This is a genomic window from Leptospira dzoumogneensis (genome assembly GCF_004770895.1).
GTDB lineage: Bacteria > Spirochaetota > Leptospiria > Leptospirales > Leptospiraceae > Leptospira_B > Leptospira_B dzoumogneensis.
This window is the reverse complement of the sequence record NZ_RQHS01000022.1, coordinates 39,994-62,541: the sequence shown is the minus strand read 5'-3', so window position 1 is coordinate 62,541 and position 22,548 is coordinate 39,994. Positions and strand designations below refer to the sequence as shown.

Sequence of the window (22,548 nt, the reverse complement as noted above, 5' to 3'; positions counted from 1 at the left end):
TATATGATACTCTTTATTTGAATTTAAGTTTGGAACTTTATTATACGGAAGGGCATAGGAGTTCAAGTCGACAAGGTTTCGATACATCTTTAGAATGGACCGGCTCCAGTTTTGAGGAATTTGCATTTTTATATAAAATATATCCTCAGCATAATACCATGGGAGTGTTTAGAGGGTCCGAACTGGACATTTCCTTTTCCTATATTTTCTTCGAAAAATATAAATTATACTTCGGATATAACTATAATAGATCTAATTTTTCCTATAAGAATTATTCGGATGTGTATGTTTCTTATTACCAATACACGGATGGATTTACTATCTATCCCCAAACTCCTGATTCAGGTAGAGAAAAGATACGAGGATATTATTTAGGAATTTCTGCGGTATTTTAGCTACTTCCTTTTTCCTTCCTGTACAACGCAGGTGAAATTCCCATAAACTTTACGAACTGGGAATGGAAGGTGGATTTGGAATTAAAGCCGACTGCAAATGCAATGTCTAGAACCGAACTTTCTGATTCTTCTATCAGACGTTTACAGGCTTCTTGCACTCTATAACGATTGATTAGTTCGTAAAAATTCATTTTATGAACTTCGTTTAGGTATCTGGAAGTTTGGTGTAAATTTAGTCCGAGTTCTGCCGCAAGGTCCACCAGTCTCAATTCGCTGTCTCTGTATAAGTTTTTGGTCTCTAATAGTTCTTTTAATTTGGAATTGGCAGTTTCTATTTCTTTAGAGAGAAGGGGGGTATTTTGGTATTTTGCACTTTGGATGACTTCGCTGATCTCGCTGAAAAAACCAGGATGTCTTTCTCTTACCAAGAATAACAAAAACACCATGATACAAATGAGAGAAGCTCCCAGATCGAACAAATATTTGTTCTTTAGGAAATAAGCAGTTCCTATCAGGCTGTTCGCGAATACCGGAAGAAGTAATACTAACCATACCAATTTTAATTCGTACATCTCGTATTTTTTGCTGACTTTATGATATAGATAAAGGCAGAATAAGGAATACACTGAGACTTGAACGCTTGCGATAAAACTTCCTAAATGGGCCCAATCCAGTCTGAATTCTTTGGATCCTTGTATTACCTGGGCCTTCAGTTCAGTACTGTCTTGTGAAAAGAAAATACATTCGAAGACTGTAAATAATAGAACGGGAGAAAAATGAAGTCCATAGCGGAGTAACTTTTCTTTCGGACTTTCTTCCTCGGTTTCTAAGAAGGAACGGATGTAAGTGTAGATCAGCGGTCCTACGGATATTACGCTGGTATGTAAGAATATAAATAGATAAGGAAATTCTAATAAATCGTCCTGCAAATACCAGGAATATCGGAGTAGTATTGTTCCGGTTAGGATCATGATCAGAACTAAGATCCGATTTCCGGAACCTGGACGGATGATTTCCAGATAGGCGTATAAAAATGCCGCTCCCGCTCCGAACTGTAGAAATTTCAGGAAAAATAGATGCAGGTATTCCATGCTTGAGCCGGATGCTATTTGATTTCGCCGGGTAGCATTATGCAACTCGCTTTCTCACGCAGAGCCGCAAAGACGCAGAGATCACTGAGTTTTGCCGCTGCGGTTAAAATTGATCGTAGGAGTTCCAACAGGCGGTTCAAAACGGGTTGTAGGACCTCCTACAAGGGCCGTTGGATGTCCGATCCGATAAGTTCGGCTATCCGAACCTATGGAGGCGGTCGATGAGTCGGCGAAGTTTTGTTATGATGGGTGCATGAATTCGGAAACGTATCCACTAGCAGTAATACAACTCAAGGGTTCCCAGGAAGAGATGGGAAGACAATTCGGCGAGATCATGAATGAGATCGGGCAGTTTGAACCGATCTTCGATTTTTATCCTGTGATGGCCCGAAATCTTTTGCTCGGGAGTTTGCCTCGCAGCAATCGGAATTTTTTGGCGAAGGGAGCGACTTCACTTCTAGTAAATTGGATGTCTCGGCGGATGATGAAACATAGACCTGCTGAGTTTTCTGCGAGGACGATTGCTGCTCTGACTTCTGCGGGTCGTTCTGCGAAATTGGAAAAGGAACTTTTTACTATGGATTCTTTCCAGAACTCTGTCGGGTTTTTGGGTATGATCCAAATTCTTCCGGAACTCGCGCATATGAGTCCGGGTAGAAGTCCTCAGATGATCCCTGCATGTACAAGCGTTGCTGTTTGGGGAGATCAAAGTCAGGACGGTAAATTATATCATGCACGCAATTTTGATTTTCCTGGTGTAGAAGTTTGGGACAAACGTCCGATCGTTGTCTTCTGCACTCCTGAAAAAGGTTTACGTTACGGTTATATTGCATGCAGAGGCGCGGATGTTCCCGGGATCACTGCATTCAATGAGGCAGGTCTCACGATCGCGTTCCATACTCGCTTTCATAAGAAGATAGGCTTTAACGGTTTGGGTGTGATCGACTTCGGCCATAAGATCATTTCGGAAGCAAGATCGATTGAAGAAGCCGTTAGTATTTCTAAAAAACATAAGATCAATTCTACCTGGGGTTTGATCGTTACGAATCATAAGGAGAAGGGACCGAAAGCCGCGATCATCGAGACCAATTACGGGAATGTGGATGTGGTTTATCCTAATTTAGGAAAAGATCATATTGTTAACACGAATCATTACCAAAGTGAAAAGTTACAGGAAGGGGAGATCATGGCGGCTCCCGTTTTCTATCACCATTGTATCAGTCGTTTTGATAGAGCGGAACAACTTCTTTCTTCTCAAAAGAAGAAGAAGGGGACCAGTGTTGTAGATCTTCAGGATCTTCTGGATGACACTATCGATTGTTCCAGCGGAGAAGTTCGCACAATGGGATCCACGATCCGTCAGATCACTTCCGTAAAATCCGTGGTTATGAGTGCAGAAGCTCGTAAAATTTTTGTCTCTGTCGGCACCGCTCCTACTAGCAGCGGTCCTTATATGGAAATTCCTATGGCTTGGGGAGAACCTGGTTATAAACTTTTGGATCTTTCGGACTCTAAGAAAACTAAAGGGAAGAAGGTTCCGAAGTCTAAAAATCCTAAGGTGGGATCGGCGATCCGACATTATAAAAAAGCAATGCTGATCAATGACGATCCCGGCATGGGAGGGATAGACGATATTCTTCTAGAATTACAAAAGGCGAACGAAGAATTTACGGGCAAGGATCCTTCTATCCTATTCTTAGAAGCAATTTTATATCTGGAAAAAGGAAATCTGAATAAGGCTGCGTTCTTATTGGAACAAGCGGAAAGTTTGGAGACTTCTTCTTTCAGAAAACAGCAAAGTGCATTGTGGCTGGCAAGGACTCAGTCGGTTTTGGGTAAACAAAAGATAGCGGATCATTTCTACGATAAGATCAAAAATTCTAAAACGGAATTTTCTACTCAGGTTTGGAAACAGAAAGTTTTCCAAGATAAGGGTAAATATTCCGCTAAAAAATTGAGACAGGTGTCTCCGAATTTTATTATCGTAGAGGCGAACGAGCTGTAAGAGAGGCTCAGAGAATAAAGAGTCGCGGGGTTTTCACACAGAGATACTGAGTCACAGAGATTGATGGTCGTCGGCCTCTAGGAGTTCCTACATTCACGATCAATGCTTTGTGTTCTCGGTGGTCTCTGTGCGAGATTTGCCTATGGAATGTTAGCTCAAGGACCTGCTACGCAGCGGGCTCTCGTCGCCGTTGTATTCGTTTTAGAAACCACAACTAAAGAGAACGAATTCTGTGTGTATGCGTGAGTGAAATAACTGGTACTTGTGGAAGTCCATGCGTTAGAAGCCTGCGTATTATTAGGGAAATAATCAAAAGGTAGATCTATGGTTCCATAGCTAGGCTCGGAATGAAAATATGCTTCTCTTGCTGTAGGCAATCTCCAATCGGTTCTACCCGCAAAATCCAAATTATTACATGCGTCTAAAGCTTGCTGCCAGTTGAAAACGGTCGGTGTGCCGGTGCAATTAGAGTCATCCGTCTGTCCTTGTGCACATTTTTTTATCAATAGTCCCGTACTTTCTTCCTTAACGGTTCCATTTCCTAGATCGGTAAAATTTGCCTGAGGGATTTTCGGACCGGAAACACATCTGACTTTTAATCCATTATTTTGATCTGATTGGCCGATCTCACCGTTGCTATATGCGGAATATCTTCCAAAAAAAGAAGTAACCGGTGTGGATGCCCAATGGGTATTTACAGAAGTATTCGGGAAATAAACTGCGGAAACTGCATTAACCTGAGAGAAATCTCCGAATAAAGAAGCTTCTCTTGCAGTAGGAAGTCTCCAATTTCGCCCCGCTAAAGTTAAGGAAGAACAGTATTCATCCGCCGCCTGCCAATACAAATTTAACGGACTTCCCTGGCAAGTAGTCCCGTTCCAATTCGTACCGAAGGAACATCTTTGCCAAATTAATCTAGAACTTTCCTCTAGAACGGTGGTTCCCCCGTCTTGGATCTGCAAGGAATAAGGAGCAGGAGTATTCAGAAATTCGCCGTCCTCTCCGGTTCCGGAGCAAGGGCGAGAAGTTCCGCTGGAATCGGAACAAACTGTTTGATTGGAATCAGGTACTAAAAATGGAGTTAGATCACTAGGACTAGAGGAGCTTGTTAGGCCTAATAATAGAGATGTTTCCAAATTATAGTTTTTATTTTCGGGGGCGCAACCAACCAAAATAGAAGTTAGAAGCAGGGAAAATCCAATAAGCGATCTTATTTTCATATAATTAACTTTTGTTTTATAGAATTCTTATGTTTTTTTAATCTATACCTCCTCGTGTTCGATTCGGACAGAGAATTCTAAAAAAAAGAAAATTATAATGTTGTCACTGACTCTCTTTCCATCCACATTCCAGAATCTTTAATCAGCTGGACGAGTCTTTCATCCGCTTCTTCGGAAGGAACGTTTTTGAGTACGATTTCTTTTCCGCGATATAAATGCACTTTGCCAGGGCCCGCACCTACGTAGCCGAAATCTGCATCCGCCATTTCTCCGGGGCCGTTTACGATACAGCCCATGACTGCTATCTTGACCCCTTTTAGATGGCCTGTTTTTTCTTTGATTCGCGCGGTTGTGGTTTGCAGATCGAATAGGGTCCTCCCGCAGGAAGGGCAGGAGATATATTCCGTTTTTGTAAGTCTTAATCTGGTTGCTTGTAGTATATCAAACCCTAGTTGTAATACCGCTTCCGGTTCACTGTCGATTACTTTGATACGAAGCATGTCTCCGATACCGTCGGTCAACATTCCGCCGATCCCGATGGAAGATTCGTACAATGCAGTATCCATATCGGGATATTCCGTGCTCAAGAAGATCGGATAATCAAAATCGCTGAGTATACGTGCGAGTTTTCTGTAATCGTGTAATATATGAAAGGTTTGGATGGAGAATGCTACCGATCCTATTCCTGCATTCTTAAATTCTTCAGGAAGTCCTTTTAGGCTTTCGATTTGGTAGGCTTGGACGTTTAGTTCGGTGATCCCTTTACCTTCTCTTTTATGCAAAAATTCTAATAAAGAATCCCTGTTTTGGAAATGATGGAACGGATCCACTGTTACTTTAGGAAAAGGGATTAGGTCTTCTAATATGTCTTCGAGTAATAATTCGTTTTGTTCTACTATGACTCCCATAGGAACGGATGAGGTTTTAACTGCGGAAATACATTCTTCTCTCAGGAATTCGTCCGTAGGCAAAGGTACTGAAACCATTTCCAATTCTAACGATCTGGATCTTGCATAATTTTTAAGGGAAGCGAGCTCCTGCGAAAATCCACTTTCGGATCCGAAAGGTAATACCGATTCGATCCGAACCGCATGGTTTTCTCCAAGGGAAAGACTTCCTACTTGGATCGGTCTGCTGTAAAATCTTTGGTAGGAGTAAGGGTTTCTGAATTCGGAATATCCTTGGCTTTGTGTTTCCGGAAATCTAAGTTTATTATATTTATCTGCGAGTAATCTTGCGACTGGAACTTCGTGGATCGGATCTTCCGTTAAGGAAACTCTGATAGTGTCGCCTAGTCCGTCTTCTAAAAGAGAGCCTATACCGATTGCGGATTTGATCCTTCCGTCTTTTCCGTCTCCTGCTTCGGTCACTCCTAGATGCAGCGGATAATCCATCTGTAATTCCATGAATCGGCTGCATAATAATCTATAAGCCTGGACCATCACTTGCGGATTGGAGGCTTTCATGCTTACTATAATATCTTTATAAGAAAGACTTTCTGCGATCCGAATAAATTCTATCGCCGACTCCACCATTCCCTGCGGTGTGTCTCCGTATTTATTCATAATACGGTCCGATAAGGAACCGTGGTTGGTCCCTATTCTCATAGAGACTCCCAACTCTTTACAACGAAGTACGAGTGGACTGAATACTTCGGAGATCCTTTCTAATTCTTCTTTGTATTCTAGATCCGTATAATCTCTGACTGCGAATTTTTTCTTATCGGCGAAGTTGCCCGGATTGATACGGACCTTCTCCACCCATTCTACGGATTTCATTGCAACGCTCGGAGTAAAATGGATGTCCGCAACTAGAGGCACCTTACTTCCTAACTTTTTAAGTTCCTTACGAATATTAGGTAAGTTATCCGCGTCCGGTTGAGAAGGTACAGTCAATCGAACGATCTCACAACCCGCTGCTTCCAGTTCCAGAATTTGTCTGACTGAGTTTTCGGTATCTCTCGTATCCGCAGTGATCATAGATTGGATGCGGATCGGATTATTTCCGCCGATCCCAATATCTCCTACTTTTACCTCTCTGGTCCTGCGGCGTTGGTAAGAGAATGGAGAATGATTGTATCGGAAGTTCATGAGTGCTCTCTAGTTCCATTAAGAAGGGCCCGAACCGCTTGTCATTTAGGATTTTTCCCGAATATACCCGAATCCGAGAGGTTTTTATAGAATTTGTAGTACATCCTGCCTCTAAGAGTAGCAGCCAAAAGGGCGGGCAAATTGAATAAATTGACTGGAAAAGTGGAATAAGCAGTATAGCTGGAACCCGATATGAATCTACTGAAACGTTTTTTTAAAAAGATAGAGTCCACGGAAGAGGCGGAGTCTTTCTTAAATTTTTCTTCTTATATTTTGTTTTTGATCGGGTTTTTACAGAGTATTCTTTTCACCTTTCTATTGGGATCTTTCCGGAACTTCTATATGGATGTTCTTCTTATTTTTATCTTCGGGATAGTGGTCCGATTCGCTAGAAGCAGGGTCAGCGTTATTCTTCTTTGTATTTATTCCCTTATCATTCTTCTCGGAACAACATTGACTTGGTTCGGGATTGCGGCAGGAGGCGGAAATAATATATTTCTGGCATTACTTTTACTTCTTCTTTCTATTCGGACCGCACAGGTGAATTTTCAATTCCATAGGATGACGGATACTAAACTTGTTTGGAAAAATATTTGGATCCGGCATCTGATCGCGGTCGGTTTTGCATTTATACTTTCTTCTTCTTTTTTTATTTCTTTTATTATAATTTCTAAATTTTTAGGGATCACCGAGATGAATTCTCTTTATGGAGAGATTATTTTTGAATCTTTTCCAATCTCTTATATTTTTCTTTTGCTTCCGGGACTTCCTTGGGCGAAAAAAAGAAGAATGTACACTGGCGCCTTAATTCCTTCCTGATCGCGGGCTTCTATTCCAATTTTTGAACATGTTTTGGTAGAAGGACCTTTGTAACAGGCGCTATAGTGATTTTGAGCTTTTGCTCACTTTTTTTCTCAGAAGATCAAAAAATCTAAAAATAAAATAATCACGATTTGTTGTGCTATTAACTGGCCGGGGAATCCATATACACACATAACGTTCCGATTTGTCCGAAGTTTTGAGATCAAAACATTTGATCAATTCGTATAACAGACGTTTGTTCCCCGATTTGTGTCGTTCATTCCGAATGACCCTGAGAAATTTTTAAATAACTCGGAAAAATACACCAGGGACGAGCTGATTGGGAAAAACATTAGATGGGAATATAAATGAACTTTTTATATAGAAAACAACGTTTTATAAAGATCTTACCGGTGCTCGGGATCTTTTGCATGTTAAGTTGTTCTTCCGAGGGAGGAGGGTTGGATCCTGTCTCCGCTCTTCTTGCTGCAATTTCCCCCGGTTCTTCCAATCCTGGGGAAAATCCTCCTCCTGGAGAGGCGGGAACTCCTGCATGGCTTAGCGCGTCTGACGCGGTATTCAGTGATAAGGTGGAGATCCGTTGGGATCCGGTCCCTGCCCAGGAATACAGAGTTTTTAAAAAATTAGTATTCGAATCCACTTACCAACAGATCGGTTCAGTGACTGATCCTGTTTTTATTGATCCGGTGTCCAATTCCCAAAGTTTATTCCAGTATGCCGTTCAAGTTGTGGATCCGGAAGGTAAAGTTTCACCTATCAGTCTTTTTGATACGGGAACAGTCGGATTCAATTCTTCTTGTTCTGCGAAATTGAATTCTCTTGGGGGAGGGACTTCTCTTTATTCCAGGTTTAAGAATGGTTTTCCGGGAGCTGCGCTTTCCGTTTCTTCTTTTGGGAACTCAGTGCTTGTTGCAAGCGGTGGAAATGTTTATATGATAAATACGAATGGGGATATGATCGGCGTTTGGACAGGGATCTTTCCTAAGGCGATGGTTGTAGATCCTGCCAATCGTATTTTTGCTTTGGCCGGAATGAAAATATTCGAACTGAATTCCGATTGCACCCAAACAAGTTTGATCGATCTTCCTGCGGATTCTTCACCCAAAGATCTGGCTCTGGATACTTCCGGAAATTTGTATATTAGCGAAGCAAATTTTAATACGGGTACGGATCGTATTTTCAGGTATTCTTCCGCAGGGGATCTGCTAAAGACCTGGGATCTTCCCGGAACATTCAGAGAACCTTATGCGATCTATATCCATCCTTCCGATAATAGTCTGCTGGTTGCGGATAATTCCAATTTCGAGCTGTTCCAATATGATATAAGCGGGGACACTCCTGTTCAACTCGCATCTAAAGAGATTACGGTAGGTCAGATCGTTGATATGACCATGAGTGGTGCTCAGATATTAGTTGCCATTCAGAGGAATACTTTTCCGGATAACGGACCTTATCTGGTTCGCTTTCATAGCGGAATGTCGGGCGGTTCGGTGACTATGAAAATAAATCCCGCCGGACCTTCTACCATCCAAAGTATTGCAACAGATAATCGTAATGGAAATGTTCTGGCCGTAGATACGGAAAGATCCGCTGTTCTTTCCTGTGCGGCTCCTATCTTCTCCAATTGTGCTCCAAGTATAGTTGGGATCTCTCCTTTGAGGATCGTTCGAGACGATAAGAAGAATTTTTACATTCTTCATTCTACAAAACAGATCACTAAGTTGAATGCAAACGGGGCTCATCTTTCCAGTTTTGCCCTACCTTCTTTCCAGGGATCTTCCGTGCAAGGCTCAGATCTGGAAATTGATGGTGACTTCTTATATATTTCAGGCAGAAACTCTTTAGATGCAAAGGTTTTAGTAAAAGTCAAAACTGATTTTACAGGAGCCACTACTCGTACATTGCCCGGGAATTCATTTGTTCCATTTACAAATATTGCCGTGACCGACGGAAAAGTATTCAGCGACTATGTGGATTTTGGAGAAGAAGATACGTTTACTTATTTGAATTTCTCTTCTATCAATGGAGGAGGGGACGGGAATTATTTAGATAATCCTTATAGAGAATTATTCATTATGAGTACCGTAGAATTGGAAACCGATTATTCAGGGAATTTTTATCATATGCTGACCGGAATGGGAGAAAGCGATATCCACACTTCTATTTCTAAATTTAATTCTACTAGTTTAGAATGGAATAATTTGGTCCAGTCTGCTACGACTCCTTTCCAACAGATCACAACCGATAAGTCCGGGAATTTATATACATTAGAAGGAACTTCAGGTAACGGCTACAAATTGTTTAAGAGGGACGGGAATTTTACTGAGTTGAACCAGATATCTATACCTACGAATCAGATCTCTCCGTCTGCATTGTATGTTTCCGATACAGGAGATTCTTCTTTCCTCGCAACCCCTTGGTCTCTGCATAAAATTATGTTACCTTGATGGACGAGGCGCAGAGTTTTAGAAGGCACGGCGGGTTTTTGGCACGCAGAGGCGCTAAGGCGCGGAGGATATAAGGTTTACTAAACCCAAAAATCTCTGCGACTCTGTGGCTCTGCGTGAGAATTGTCCTCTGTGTGAATCCGTTTGTCGGTAGGATTTTAATTTTCCAAAAGTAAAAAAAAAATAGAGGGCCCGAATTTGAGATCGGGGGGTGGGAAATCCGATACTTTGGTTATAGAAAGTCTGGAAAGATTTTCAAAACAAAGGGCCTAGGCATGGAATTTCTGGAACCAAAAGACCTTACGGAAAATAAATCCTACCGGATCCGCCTAACCGTTGCCATCTATAGAAATAATATTTTATCTTATAAGAACGATATAGTAGTTCCTTCGGTTTATATGAGAAGGAACGAAGCGAGAGCTCATATCCGCAAAGAAGTGACAGAACGTCTGGCACATTCTTCTTTTTTCCGTTCTCCTCGTCCGGACTATGATCTGGTTCGTTATTCTGAAGAAGCTACTTGCAACACATTTTTGAGATACAGGATCATCAGCGGAAGTCCCAGCGAAGAAACAATTCCGAAGACTGTTTAAGAAAGATCCGTAACTTAATTGTCTTGAATTCCGGTCTAGGGTTGTAAAAACTTGACTGCGAATCCGGATTATGGCAGGCCCAGACAGAAAGGTCATAGAAAAAAATTCCCATGGAGAGTACGTTCTAACCGCGTACGGGGAATTTTTAAGTTATTTCCATACTCATATCCAACTTTTCGGGACATTGATCTCGGCTAAAAAAATTCCCGCAAAAGAACAAGAAGCCCTTAAGGCAAAGATCCGCTCTTATATTTCCAGTAACGTCCAAAAGACGGATCATTTTTTCGATCAACTTCCTCAGTTCGCTCAATTCCTAGGAATGGGTTCCCAAGAACTTTCTTCTTATATGAATCGGAACTTCTTGGGAGCTTTGAATAAGGTAAAAACCAAACTTATAGAACAAGAGTCTGTCGCAGAACAAACTCCTCGTAAGAAAAAATATTCCAAAATATCCGACGAGATATTAGAAGGACTTGGATTCACATTCCCGGCAGGACATAGATTCGAATCGGAAGAAGGAATGATCTATCTGGTAGAAATTTCTACCGGTAAAAAAAGAGAAGCTGCCGCCTTGGGAGAAGTAGCAAGAGAAACCGCAGCAGCAGGTGCAGCTGCGAGACCGATCCCTGTACCTGTTCGTAAAGGGCCTGAAACTCCTATCTTAGAAGAAATATTAAAAAAATATGGTGAACTATTCTCCGGCAAACCTTTGATCATGAAGGTGGAAGAATTAGAAGAAGATGATTCTCCTATGCAAGTCGGCGAAGATATACTTGCAGATGTGGAAGATCTTCATTTCGACGGGGACTTTGGAGGAGATTCTCCTAGCTTCTCCGAACCTCCTGTGAGTATTCCATTTTCTAAATATATGGACCAGGTAGGAAAGGTAAGAGTTTTCCAAAAAGCAGGACAATTGGAAGAGTATAAACGTTGGGTAGCTTCTTTGCCTGTTGAAGAGAACGCACTTGTTCAATTACAAACTTCTCTTTTGAAAGAATCCAGGGGAGAAGTGGTAGAGTGGGATGGAACCCTAGGCCAGCTCGGTTCTCGCACAGGCCTTTCCGAATCCAGACTCAGAAAAGTATTGGAACTAGGGCGTGATTTTTTCCGTATCAGAAACCAATTGGAAGCGTCTTGGAATAAAGCAAGAACCGCAAGTCCTGCAGTAGCGGAACTAGTAAAAAAAGCTTGGCCTCATATTCTAAGAGTCATGGATGAATATCCTGATTTCTCTCAGATCAAAGGAAAGATGGACCAACTTCTTTCCCGTATCCCTGATGCGAGCCAGAGAAAAATACTCACTGATCTATTCTTGAATCCTGTCCTTTCTATCCGCAGAAACTAATTTCGCACGGAGAGCACCGAGTTCGCTGAGATAAAATGTAAAAATGAATCCCTCTGTGTTCTCAGTGGGCTCTGCGCGAGATAGGGGATTCAATCCAAAACCGAATCTTTTAGTACTGCACTTCTTCCATCTTCTTTTTTGATCTGCCAAAAGATAAAACTGGATGATAGAGTGATGATTCCCATACAAGCGAATGTGCTTCTAAATGCTAAAAGCATATTTTCCGGATCTTGACCGAATAGATCTCTGAATGCTTCCAATGCTCCTGCGGCACATGCGACTCCCATTCCCATTGCCAACATTTGTACCATGGAGAGCATCGTATTTCCGCTGCTTGTAAATTCTCCATTCAGATCTTTTAAAGTAAGAGTGTTCATCGCTGTGAATTGGAAAGAGTTGAATGCACCGAAACAGAATAATTGAACTGAAAAAATCCACCAAATCTCCGAGGATTCTAACCAGAAAAAACTGCTCATACTCAGGCCTATCAGTAATGTATTGGTGACTAAAACTTTTCTATAACCTAATTTATAGATTAATAATGGAGCAAATCTTTTGATCCCGATGCCTGCGATTGCCATCGGTAAAAGCATTAAACCTGCTTTAAAGGGAGGATATCCCATATTCACTTGTAAGAATAATGGGACCAAAAAAGGCATACTGGAACTTCCTAACCTAGAGAATAAATTTCCCAGAAGTCCTATGCTTAATGTAGGGATGGAAAAAATTTTGGGAGAAAAAAGAGGCCTAGAGGTTCTGGCAGCATGGATCCAATAAGCTGCGATGCTTGCCAGTCCAAAGATAGTAAGAAGAATGACTCCCGCCTTCTGCAAACCCAAACTGGATCCTGCATCCAATGCTAATGAAAAGGTAACCATTCCGAAAGCCAGAAGTAGATATCCTTTTAGATCGAATGCGAATGAATTCGGGATCGGATTTCCTTTCATGAAAATGGAAGATGCAATGATCCCTATAACACCCACAGGAAGATTGATCAGAAAGATCCAATGCCAGGAAGCGGTTTCTACTAACCATCCTCCTAAAACAGGACCCACCAGTGGACCGATCAGACCTGGGATGGCCACAAAACTGATTGCTTGTAAGAATTGTTCCTGAGGAACAGAGCGAAGAAGTGCGAGACGTCCCACTGGAAGTAAAAGTGCTCCTCCTACACCTTGCAAAATCCTGGAAAGAACAAGCTGGGTCAGATTCTGAGAAAGAGCGCAGAAAAGAGAACCTATAGCGAATAAGGATAAGGCCCCGATAAAAACCTGTCGTATCCCGAATTTGTCGGAAATCCAACCGGAAGCGGGAATGATCATCGCCATAGTGAGCAGATAGGCGACGACTACGGACTGCATTCGGAGAGGACTCGCATCTAAATTTTTTGCGATCGCAGGCAGAGCTGTATTGACGATTGTCCCGTCCAGAGTCTGCATAAAAAAGCCGCAGGCCACGAGCCAAAGTAAAGCCTTGGTTCCCTTAGATTCTTCTGTCATAGGAACTTAGACGATATAAGTCGTATATATGAGATTTGGCACTGGATTCCTTTAAAAAGATCGTTTTCAAACTAGGCACTCGCAAATTTACTGGTCTAAGAATCGGACATTTGCTACAAAATTCAGCCAAACATCGCGTGGGTGGGGGTTTCCTCTGTCCGTGGACCAAGGCAAGAGCAGTGTCCCGGATTTTATATCAACCCTAAAGAGGAACCTTAGCGGATGTTAAACCTTGACGAACAGTTGCGGATCCAAAAGTACTTGGAGGAAAACGGTCTATATGACAAGTCCTTCGAGCGCGATAACTGCGGAGTAGGCTTCGTCGCTTCTTATAAGGGCGAGTCCAATCACCGAGTTGTATCCATGGGTTTGAAGGCGGTCGCATGCCTTACCCACCGCGGAGCCGTAGATGCAGATATGCAAACCGGAGACGGCGCCGGGATCATGATCCGTATTCCTAAAAAACTGTTTGCGAAGTACATCGAGGAGATGGGTCATAGACGCCCTGACGAAGATTCCATCGGTGTGGGTATGGTGTTCCTACCAAGAGAGGACATAGACAAACAAGATGTTTGCCGAAGCCTCATCGAATCAGCACTTATGCAATTCAACTTCAAGCTTTACGCTTGGAGATATGTTCCTGTAAATCCTGAGGTTTTAGGACCTAAGGCAAATGCTTCTCGTCCTCAGATCGAACAAGTATTGATCGGAAAACCGGATGGGATGTCCAACGAGGATTTCGAGACTAAATTATTCCTGATCCAAAAGAAAGTGATGAGAGATGCTCTCAAACTTTCTATGAGCGAGGACTTCTATATTTGTTCCTTCTCTTCTGAAAGGATCACTTTTAAAGGATTATTTAACGGGAACCAGGTCTCTCAATTTTATGAGGATCTAAAAAGTGAGGAGATGGTTTCTCCTTATTGTATCTTCCACCAAAGATATTCTACCAACACTTTCCCAAGCTGGGCATTGGCTCAACCTTTCCGTGTTCTTGCACATAACGGAGAGATCAATACCATCGTAGGGAACAGGATTTGGATGCTCGCAAGAGAAGAAGAACTCGCCTGTGAAAAATGGGGAGAGTTCCAAAAAGAGATCCATCCGATCATCAGACCTCATTTATCCGACTCCGCAAGTTTGGACAACGCAATGGAAGCGATTGTACGTTCCGGTAAGGACGTTCTTCATGCCAAAGCGATGCTTATTCCGAATGCATGGAGTAAGAACGTTCAGATGTCGGAGGCTTTAAAGTCCTTCTACGAATATAATAACACTTTGACCGAACCATGGGACGGACCTGCTGCTCTCGCATTTGCAGAAGGTGACTGGGTCGGAGGAAGTTTAGACAGAAACGGACTTCGCCCTGCAAGATATGTTGTGACCGAAGACGGACTAGTCGTTATGGGTTCCGAAACTGGTTTAGTTCATATAGACGAAGAGATCATCACCAAAAAAGGAAGATTAGGTCCTGGTGATATGCTAGCGATCAACCTGAAAGAAGGTAAGATCTACTTCAATGAGGACGTCAACGCTCTATTCGAGAAAAAATACGATTATAGAGAATGGTCCAAAGAGAATGTTGAATATCTGGACCAAACTATCGACGAGTCCATCGCTAAAACCGTAACTTACAGCGGAGATGATCTAAGAAGAAGACAGATCCTTTTCGCATATTCTCCATACAAACAAAAAGCGGTGATCAAACCTCAGGCGATCGCAGGTAAAGAAGCGATCGGTTCCATGGGGGATGATACTCCTCTTTCTATCTTGATGCTTTCTCGTATCGGATTGTATACATACTTCCGCCAGAGATTTGCGCAAGTTACAAATCCGCCGATAGATTATCTAAGGGAGAAGGGAGTAACTTCTCTTTATACTCGTCTTGTTAAGAAGACAAATCTATTCGCGGACGAAAAGCCTCAGAACTGTTTAGTACTTTCTCATCCGTACCTGACTAATCTTGGATTACAAAGGATCAGGGAGAAGGACGGAAAACAATACAAGGTTGTGACCTTGGATGCGACTTTCGAAGCTCATCATGAGGAAGGCGCTGCCAGAAATTATCTAGAACTTGCATTGGATCAGTTGCTTGCGGATGCAATAAAAGCTGCAGAATCCGGAGTGAATATCCTAATTCTTTCGGATAAAAAACTGAACAAGGATCGCGCTCCTATTCCTATGGAATTGGCAGTTGCAGCAGTTCATAATCACTTGATCCGCAATAAAAAACGTGCGGCTACAAGCATTCTTGTAGAGACAGGATCTGCATTCGAAATCCATAATGTGGCCGTTCTACTTGGGTACGGAGCTTCCGGGGTGAATAGTTATCTGATCTGGGATACTCTTCACGACCTATGGACCAAGGGAGATTTCGATGCAGAAGACGGCACTCGTCCTTCTTTTGCTTCTCTTTGCACTAACTATCGTGCGGGAGTGGATGACGGACTTCTCAAGATCATGTCCAAGATGGGAATTTCCATCATGTCGTCCTATGTGGGCGGACAGGTATTCGAGGCGATCGGTCTTTCTAGAACCCTGATCTCTAAATACTTCCCGGGAACTTATTCCAGAATTTCCGGGATCGGTATCGGCGGTATAGAGCAGAATATCCTGCGCAACCATGATTCTGCGTTTAACAAAGAGATCAATCCGGAAGACTTTATCTCCGAGAAGGATGACCAACCTCATAGATGGTCCCCTAAAGTAGTAAAATTCATCCGCAAAGCTGCGGTGGATAATGACTACGAAGCATTCTTAGAAGCTTCTAAACTAATGGAAGAAAGTGATCCGATCAATATCCGAGATCTATTCGATTTCGTGGATCGGACTTCTGTTCCAATCGAAGAAGTAGAAACTGTTTCCGAGATCCAAAAACGTTTCTTAACTCCTGGTATGAGCCATGGTGCACTTTCCATCGAAGCTCACACAGACCTTGCCGTAGCAATGAACCGTTTGGGAGCAAAGTCTTCCTCCGGAGAAGGTGGAGAAAATCCATCTCGTTACGTTGTGGATGAGAAGGGAGACTTAGCGAATTCTTCCATCAAACAAGTAGCTTCCGGAAGATTCGGAGTAACTTCCGAATATCTAAACTCTGCAAAAGAGTTGGAGATCAAGATCGCTCAGGGAGCAAAACCTGGAGAAGGTGGACAGCTTCCAGGCAAGAAGAACAACGAGGAGATCGCGACGAACCGTCATACTCCTCAGGGAATCGACCTGATCTCTCCTCCACCTCACCACGATATTTATTCTATCGAGGACTTGTCTCAGCTGATCTACGACTTGAAACAAGCCAACCATACCGCACAAGTATCGGTAAAACTGGTATCCGAAGCAGGTGTGGGGACGATCGCTGCCGGTGTTGCAAAAGCAAACGCCGATGTGATCCTGATCTCGGGGCATGTGGGAGGAACCGGAGCGGCTTCTCTAACTTCTATCAAACATGCAGGATCTCCTTGGGAGCTTGGTCTTTCCGAGACACATCAAGTTTTAGTAATGAACGGATTGAGAGACAGAGTAGTTCTCCGTACTGACGGCGGTATCGTTTCCGGAAGGGACGTGATCATCGCTGCATGTTTAGGTGCAGAAGAGTATGGAATTGGAACTGCTTCTCTTGTTGCATTAGGTTGTATCATGGCAAGAAAATGCCATTTGAATAACTGTCCTACGGGAATTGCTACCCAAGATCCTAAGTTCAGAGCGAAATATAAAGGATCTCCTGACCAAGTCGCTACTCTAATGACACTTCTTGCAATGGAAGTTCGTGAGTATTTGGCGAAGCTTGGATTCCGCTCTATGGATGAGATCATCGGAAGAACGGACCTTCTGAAACAAATTACTCGTTATGAGCAAGACCGCTTGGATTCTTTGGACTTGAATCCGATCCTAGTACGTCTTCCTCTTCTTTACGATCCTAAAAAGAAAAAAGACAGATTCGTAAGAAGAGAATCCGTCGGAGAAGTTCTGGACGACCGTATCCTGAAAGATGCGGAGCCTGCGTTAGAAGGAAAAACTTCCATGTCCCTTTCTTATTCTGTGAAGAATACGAACAGGACTGTGGGAGCAAAAGTTTCCGGAATTATCGCACGTAAATACGGAGCCAAAGGTCTTCCTGGAAAACTGGAGATCATTCTGGAAGGAACTGCAGGTCAGTCCTTAGGAGCATGGCTCGTAAAAGGAGTGCAGATCACTCTTCACGGGGATGCAAACGACTATGTAGGAAAAGGACTCTGCGGTGGAACCATCGTGATCCGCAAACATAGACGTTCCAAACTGAAACCGTATGAGAACGTGATCATCGGTAATACCTGCCTTTACGGTGCTACTTCCGGAAAACTTTTCAGTTCCGGTAGAGCCGGGGAAAGATTCGGAGTTAGGAACTCCGGAGCGGATGCAGTAGTAGGTGGAGCAGGTGACCACTTCTTGGAATATATGACCAGTGGGACCATCGTTTGTTTGGGAACAGTCGGTAAGAATATGGGTGCCGGTATGACCGGAGGAAGTGCTTATTTCTTCCAAAAAGACTGGGAATTGGAGCCTTTAATCAATAAAGAATACGTAAAAATCGTGGATCTTGAAAATGAAGATTACGATATCGTAAAGTCTTTGATTACTGAACACACTAAGTTGACCGGATCCGAACTTTCGGAAGAGATCCTGAAAACTTGGGATGCTTCCAAAAAATATTTCGTGAAAGTTACTCCTAAATAAAGTAAGTTTCTAGAATTAACCTATCAGACCGAAGGGCAAGGTTGCAATGAGTTCGATAAGAATTCGGACTTAAAAGACCTTGCCCTCTCTGTGTACGGATGATAGACTGGTTTAAGCATTCGTCTTGCTGAAAGGAAAGATACGAATTGTTACGATTGCATATAATTCTGGCGTTTGTGGCAACAGCCTTGCTCTTTGCCGTCGCAGATAGACAGCAGAGGCGGGATAGAGAAGAACCTGATTTCTCTTCTTCTCCATTACTAAGTGTGATGGAGGGAGAAATTTCCGACCACAATACTCATCCTACGTTCAAGTTCTCATTCTCGGATCTCAAGGGACGAGCTAGAGCATTATCTAAACTACGTTACATCCCGCCTAAACATTCCACTACGGACTTCTTAAAAGGTCTGCCATGGAACCAATATAAGAACATTTTTTTTCGTCCCGAAAGATCGGTTTGGAAGAAGGAAGGAAATCCTTTCCAGCTACAGTTTTTGCATCCTGGACATTTATATAATACGAATATAAGAGTATTCGAAGTGAGAGGGGATTTTGCGAGAGAGATTGTTTATGATCCTTCTTCTTTTGATCTATCTAAACTGAAAGGTGTGGGAGAGCTTCCACCTAATCTAGGTTATTCGGGATTCAAGATCCATTTTCCGATCAATACTCAAGAACATACGGATGAGTTTGCTGTTTTCCAAGGTGCAAGTTATTATAGGATCATTTCTAAAAAACAATGGTACGGTCTTTCTGCTCGGGGGATCGCAGTTAATACCGGTATGCCTTATCCGGAAGATTTTCCTTCTTTCCGAGAATTTTACGTAGTTAAACCGGACAAGACAGACTCCACGATCACTGTGTATGCTCTTTTGGATGGGAGGACTGCCACAGGCGCCTATGAATTCCAGATCACTCCTGGAAAAGTTTCCGCGGTAAAAGTAAATGCGGAAGTGACTCTTAGGACCAAGGTGGATCGACTTGGGATCGCTCCTTTGACGAGTATGTACTGGTATAGTGAGACAAGAGGGATCCCTAAAGGTCAGGCGTATCCTGAGTCTCATGACTCAGACGGACTACTGATCCATTCCGGAAAAGGAGAATGGATCTGGAGGCCTCTGGACAATCCTAAACGTAGCACAACTTATACTTTCTCGGATGATAATCCGAGAGGGTTCGGACTCATCCAGAGAGATAGAGAATTCCAAAATTACCAGCATAGCGAGATGAAATACCAGCTTAGACCGAGCGCTTGGGTAGAACCTGAAATCCCTTTCGGAAAAGGTTCTATTCATCTTTTGGAAAATCCTACAGTCCAGGATTCGGACGATAATATGGGGGCGTACTGGATGCCGGAACCTATTCCTCAGCCAGGAACTCCATTCGATTTTTCTTATACAGTCCGTTGGCCGGACACGGATCCTCTTCCTGACTCCATCGCAAAAGTGGTTGCCACTCGGATCGGGGACGCGCAGGGAGATCCTGATCTGAAAATGTTTTATGTGGATTTCAAAAGTTCTAATTTAAGTTCATTGGATCCATTCGCATATATCCAAGCAAGGATCGATACAGGAGAAAATGCGGAACTCTCAGAATATTCGGTCCAAAAGATAGAAGAAACCGGAGTATGGAGACTTACCTTCGGAGTGTATCCTAAAAATAAATTTAGACCCTCCGATCTGAAGGCTGCATTAAGCAGAAACCAAGAGATCATTTCTGAAACCTGGAATTTCGTACTTGAGCCGAACTAAAAAAAAGTCAGAAGACTTGGGTACCTCAGGTCTGTCGGAAAATCTTCATCTTTCCAAAGAATGGGAACGTTTGGAACTTTATCTCAGAGGAATGGGGATAGAAGATAGTTTAGAGATCCATAATACTCTTTCCAAGGTTTTCGAAAAGTCCAAATCCTCCGATAAAAATATATTCGAAATTTTTAAAGAAGAAACTTCCGTAAAACTACATCGTGATTGGGAAAGCAGCCTTCCTCCCTTGGAGCCAGGTTCTATGGTGCCAAGACCGATCGATTTCGGGCCGCTTGCTGACCTTGCTTCTCCTTCTGCAGAAAAACCGGAACCGGTTGCATTGGTTTTGACCGCATTATTCTGGGCCGCAGTTTATATATCTTTGGCATTCTGGTATTTCTCATGAACGCCGAAATTTTTCCCACTAGTATACCCGAGCCGGAAGGTATCTTAAAGGAAGCATTCGATTCCAGAAAGTTTACGTATAGAAGATTAGGATTTGTAGGGGTTCTGGGACTTTTATCCTTATTCGGGATCTATTTAGAATATCGTTTTCTTCTAATAAACGGTATCTCTCCTTTGGAATGGGCTACACTTCTGCTCTTCTGCTTTTTATTTCCTCTATTGGCATTCGGAGCTACCACAGCGATCTTTGGAACGATCCAAAGAATAAGAGGAGGAGATCCTACACGTATATCCGGATTGATCTCAGGTCAGAATGCAAGCCCGAAGGAACTTCCGCCAACTGCGGTAGTCATTCCGATCCATTGCGAAGATGTTGCAAGAGTCGCAGCAGGTTTGGAATCCATGATGAAGTCCGCGGCTTCGGTCGGCTTAGGGGAAAACCTAGACTTCTTCTTATTATCAGATACAACCGATCCTGATATTTGGCTGCAAGAAGAGAAAGCGTTCTCCAAACTTTCCAGAAAGCCGGAAACAAAGGGAAGGGTATATTACAGAAAAAGAAGGATCAACTTAAACAAAAAATCGGGAAACATCGCGGACTTTTGCAGAAGATGGGGAAGACGTTATAGATATATGATCGTCTTGGACGCGGACAGTTTAGTGACCGGTGAATGTATGTTGAACCTGATCCGTCTTATGGAAGCAGTGCCTAACGCAGGCATCATACAAACGGTCCCTAAGATCATCCGAGGCAAAAGTTTATTCCAAAGACTAGCACAATTCGGGACCTGGCTAGGCAATCCAATCTTCGGCGCAGGATCTTATTATTGGCAGGTATTCTCAGGACCTTTCTGGGGCCATAACGCGATCGTAAGATTAAAACCTTTTATGGAACATTGCGGACTTCCCGGTTTGCCTGGAGAAGGTGCCATAGGAGGAAAGATACTCTCTCACGACACCGTAGAAGCGGCCTTAATTAGAAAAGCTGGATATACCGTTTGGTTCGCTTACGATTTAGAAGGTTCTTATGAGGAATGTCCTCCGAATCTTTTGGAAAGTCTAAAAAGGGACAATCGTTGGTGCCAGGGAAATCTGCAACATTTCTGGTTTTTATTCGTAGGCGGTCTGCGTATTTCCAGCAGGATACATATTCTATTAGGTATCCTTTCTTACGGAAGTTCTCTTCTTTGGGCGCTGCTGCTTATCGCTACAAGTTTTACGGTCATGGCGGATACCGATTATTACCGTCTGGCTTCCATTCCGGAAGAATGGGCTCAATTCCAAGAGAGTATGTATCTTCCTGTATTTTATGGATTACAGATTTATACTATTCTAATATTATTTATGCCTCGAATTCTTTCTTTTCTGGACGGTTTATTTTTTCGCAGGAAAGAAAGTGGGATCGGATTTTTTTCCTTTATCATCTCATTTTTCGTGGAATTCATACAATCTGTGATCTTGGCTCCCGCCTATATGGTCCAGTATACTAGATTCCTTTGGATGACTTTCTGGAATAGAAAGATCGAATGGGGGCCCCAAAACAGGGATCCCTCTCAAGGTATAGATAGAATGGCCGCTGCTCGCGCCTTACTTCCTCAAGCATTTTACGGAACAGGCATCTCTATCTGGTTATTCGTATATTATCCTGTGCTCTTTTATTGGCTGTTACCGATTACAGGCGGTTGGCTTCTTTCTTATTTCTGGGGAGTATGGACTTCTTCTTCTAAACAAGGAGAACTTTGGAAAAAAAGAGGATTTCTTTTAACTCCGGAGGAATCCAAACCGGATACTCTTTTATCGGATACTGAAACTTTAGAAAAAGAATATTCTGAGTTCTTGGAAGGAATGGAATCCGGCAGAGGGATTTTTCTTTCCGTTGTGGATCCTCTATTATTTCGTTTTCATACTTCTCGTTTAAGGACAAGGAAGAAGGAATCGGACGCACGTAAAAGATATATGGATGTCCTTGTCTCTAACTGGAAAGAATCCGGTCCTGGATCTTTGAATTCAAAAGAGATGAGTAGGCTTCTTTGGGACAAACGTATTCTGAGCGATCTTCATTTTTGGTTTTGGGAAACAGATCTTTCTAAAACCCACCCTTGGTGGAAGGAAAGATTTTTAGAATACCAAACCAGGATACGAAAAGAACAAATCGTCTCTTGGTTTAGATAGAGAGACACAGAG

Annotated in this window: 14 protein-coding genes; 10 read left to right on the top strand and 4 right to left on the bottom strand. The window is 42.7% G+C overall.

Features of this window, described 5'->3' with window-relative positions; translation table 11 throughout:
- Positions 1-17 precede the first annotated feature (17 nt).
- Positions 18-395 carry a hypothetical protein gene (locus EHR06_RS17255; protein ID WP_135758148.1) on the top strand — a complete coding sequence of 126 codons (378 nt, stop codon included), beginning with the start codon at positions 18-20 and terminating at the stop codon, positions 393-395.
- Here EHR06_RS17255 and EHR06_RS17250 read toward each other — a convergent pair.
- Complete coding sequence (locus EHR06_RS17250) at positions 392-1,486, bottom strand: AraC family transcriptional regulator (protein ID WP_135758147.1); 1,095 nt, start codon at positions 1,484-1,486, stop codon at positions 392-394. The two genes, EHR06_RS17255 and EHR06_RS17250, sit on opposite strands and share 4 nt — an antisense overlap.
- Positions 1,487-1,739: 253 nt before the next feature.
- On the opposite strand from EHR06_RS17250, the gene EHR06_RS17245 reads away from it, so the two are divergent.
- The gene (locus EHR06_RS17245) at positions 1,740-3,491 is read left to right on the top strand and encodes a C45 family autoproteolytic acyltransferase/hydrolase (RefSeq protein WP_208757822.1); all 1,752 of its coding nucleotides are present in this window, start codon (positions 1,740-1,742) and stop codon (positions 3,489-3,491) included.
- Between the two features lie 155 nt (positions 3,492-3,646).
- On the opposite strand, the gene EHR06_RS17240 is transcribed toward EHR06_RS17245, so the two are convergent.
- Together EHR06_RS17240 and ispG are read right to left on the bottom strand one after the other, a co-directional pair.
- Positions 3,647-4,627, bottom strand: a complete 981-nt coding sequence (locus EHR06_RS17240; protein ID WP_244288647.1) for an Lcl C-terminal domain-containing protein — start codon at positions 4,625-4,627, stop codon at positions 3,647-3,649.
- Positions 4,628-4,803: 176 nt separating this feature from the next.
- On the bottom strand, positions 4,804-6,801 hold the full coding sequence (gene ispG, locus EHR06_RS17235) for a (E)-4-hydroxy-3-methylbut-2-enyl-diphosphate synthase (RefSeq protein WP_135758144.1): 1,998 nt from the start codon (positions 6,799-6,801) through the stop codon (positions 4,804-4,806).
- Between the two features lie 192 nt (positions 6,802-6,993).
- Between ispG and EHR06_RS17230 the strand changes: the two genes are divergently transcribed.
- From EHR06_RS17230 to EHR06_RS17215, 4 genes are all read left to right on the top strand, one after another.
- Positions 6,994-7,620, top strand: coding sequence for a hypothetical protein (locus tag EHR06_RS17230; protein WP_135758143.1), 627 nt, complete (start codon positions 6,994-6,996; stop codon positions 7,618-7,620).
- Between the two features lie 350 nt (positions 7,621-7,970).
- Positions 7,971-10,070, top strand: coding sequence for an NHL repeat-containing protein (locus EHR06_RS17225; RefSeq protein WP_244288646.1), 2,100 nt, complete (start codon positions 7,971-7,973; stop codon positions 10,068-10,070).
- A gap of 275 nt (positions 10,071-10,345) precedes the next feature.
- The gene (locus EHR06_RS17220; RefSeq protein WP_135758142.1) at positions 10,346-10,663 is read left to right on the top strand and encodes a hypothetical protein; all 318 of its coding nucleotides are present in this window, start codon (positions 10,346-10,348) and stop codon (positions 10,661-10,663) included.
- Between the two features lie 70 nt (positions 10,664-10,733).
- The gene (locus EHR06_RS17215) at positions 10,734-12,008 is read left to right on the top strand and encodes a hypothetical protein (RefSeq protein WP_135758141.1); all 1,275 of its coding nucleotides are present in this window, start codon (positions 10,734-10,736) and stop codon (positions 12,006-12,008) included.
- Positions 12,009-12,097: 89 nt separating this feature from the next.
- Here EHR06_RS17215 and mdtD read toward each other — a convergent pair whose 3' ends face one another.
- Positions 12,098-13,507, bottom strand: coding sequence for a multidrug transporter subunit MdtD (mdtD, locus tag EHR06_RS17210; protein ID WP_135758140.1), 1,410 nt, complete (start codon positions 13,505-13,507; stop codon positions 12,098-12,100).
- 222 nt (positions 13,508-13,729) lie between these two features.
- Here mdtD and gltB point away from each other — a divergent pair, with 222 nt between their 5' ends.
- The 4 genes from gltB (at position 13,730) to mdoH (ending at position 22,536) form a co-directional block, all read left to right on the top strand.
- Positions 13,730-18,217, top strand: a complete 4,488-nt coding sequence (gene gltB / locus EHR06_RS17205) for a glutamate synthase large subunit (protein WP_135758139.1) — start codon at positions 13,730-13,732, stop codon at positions 18,215-18,217.
- Between the two features lie 146 nt (positions 18,218-18,363).
- The gene (locus EHR06_RS17195) at positions 18,364-19,968 is read left to right on the top strand and encodes an OpgD/OpgG family glucan biosynthesis protein (protein ID WP_135758138.1); all 1,605 of its coding nucleotides are present in this window, start codon (positions 18,364-18,366) and stop codon (positions 19,966-19,968) included.
- Positions 19,955-20,365, top strand: a complete 411-nt coding sequence (locus EHR06_RS17190) for a hypothetical protein (RefSeq protein ID WP_135758137.1) — start codon at positions 19,955-19,957, stop codon at positions 20,363-20,365. Before EHR06_RS17195 ends, EHR06_RS17190 begins: the two co-directional genes overlap by 14 nt.
- Complete coding sequence (gene mdoH, locus EHR06_RS17185) at positions 20,362-22,536, top strand: glucans biosynthesis glucosyltransferase MdoH (RefSeq protein WP_135758136.1); 2,175 nt, start codon at positions 20,362-20,364, stop codon at positions 22,534-22,536. The genes EHR06_RS17190 and mdoH overlap by 4 nt, the downstream gene beginning before the upstream one ends.
- Positions 22,537-22,548 lie beyond the last annotated feature (12 nt).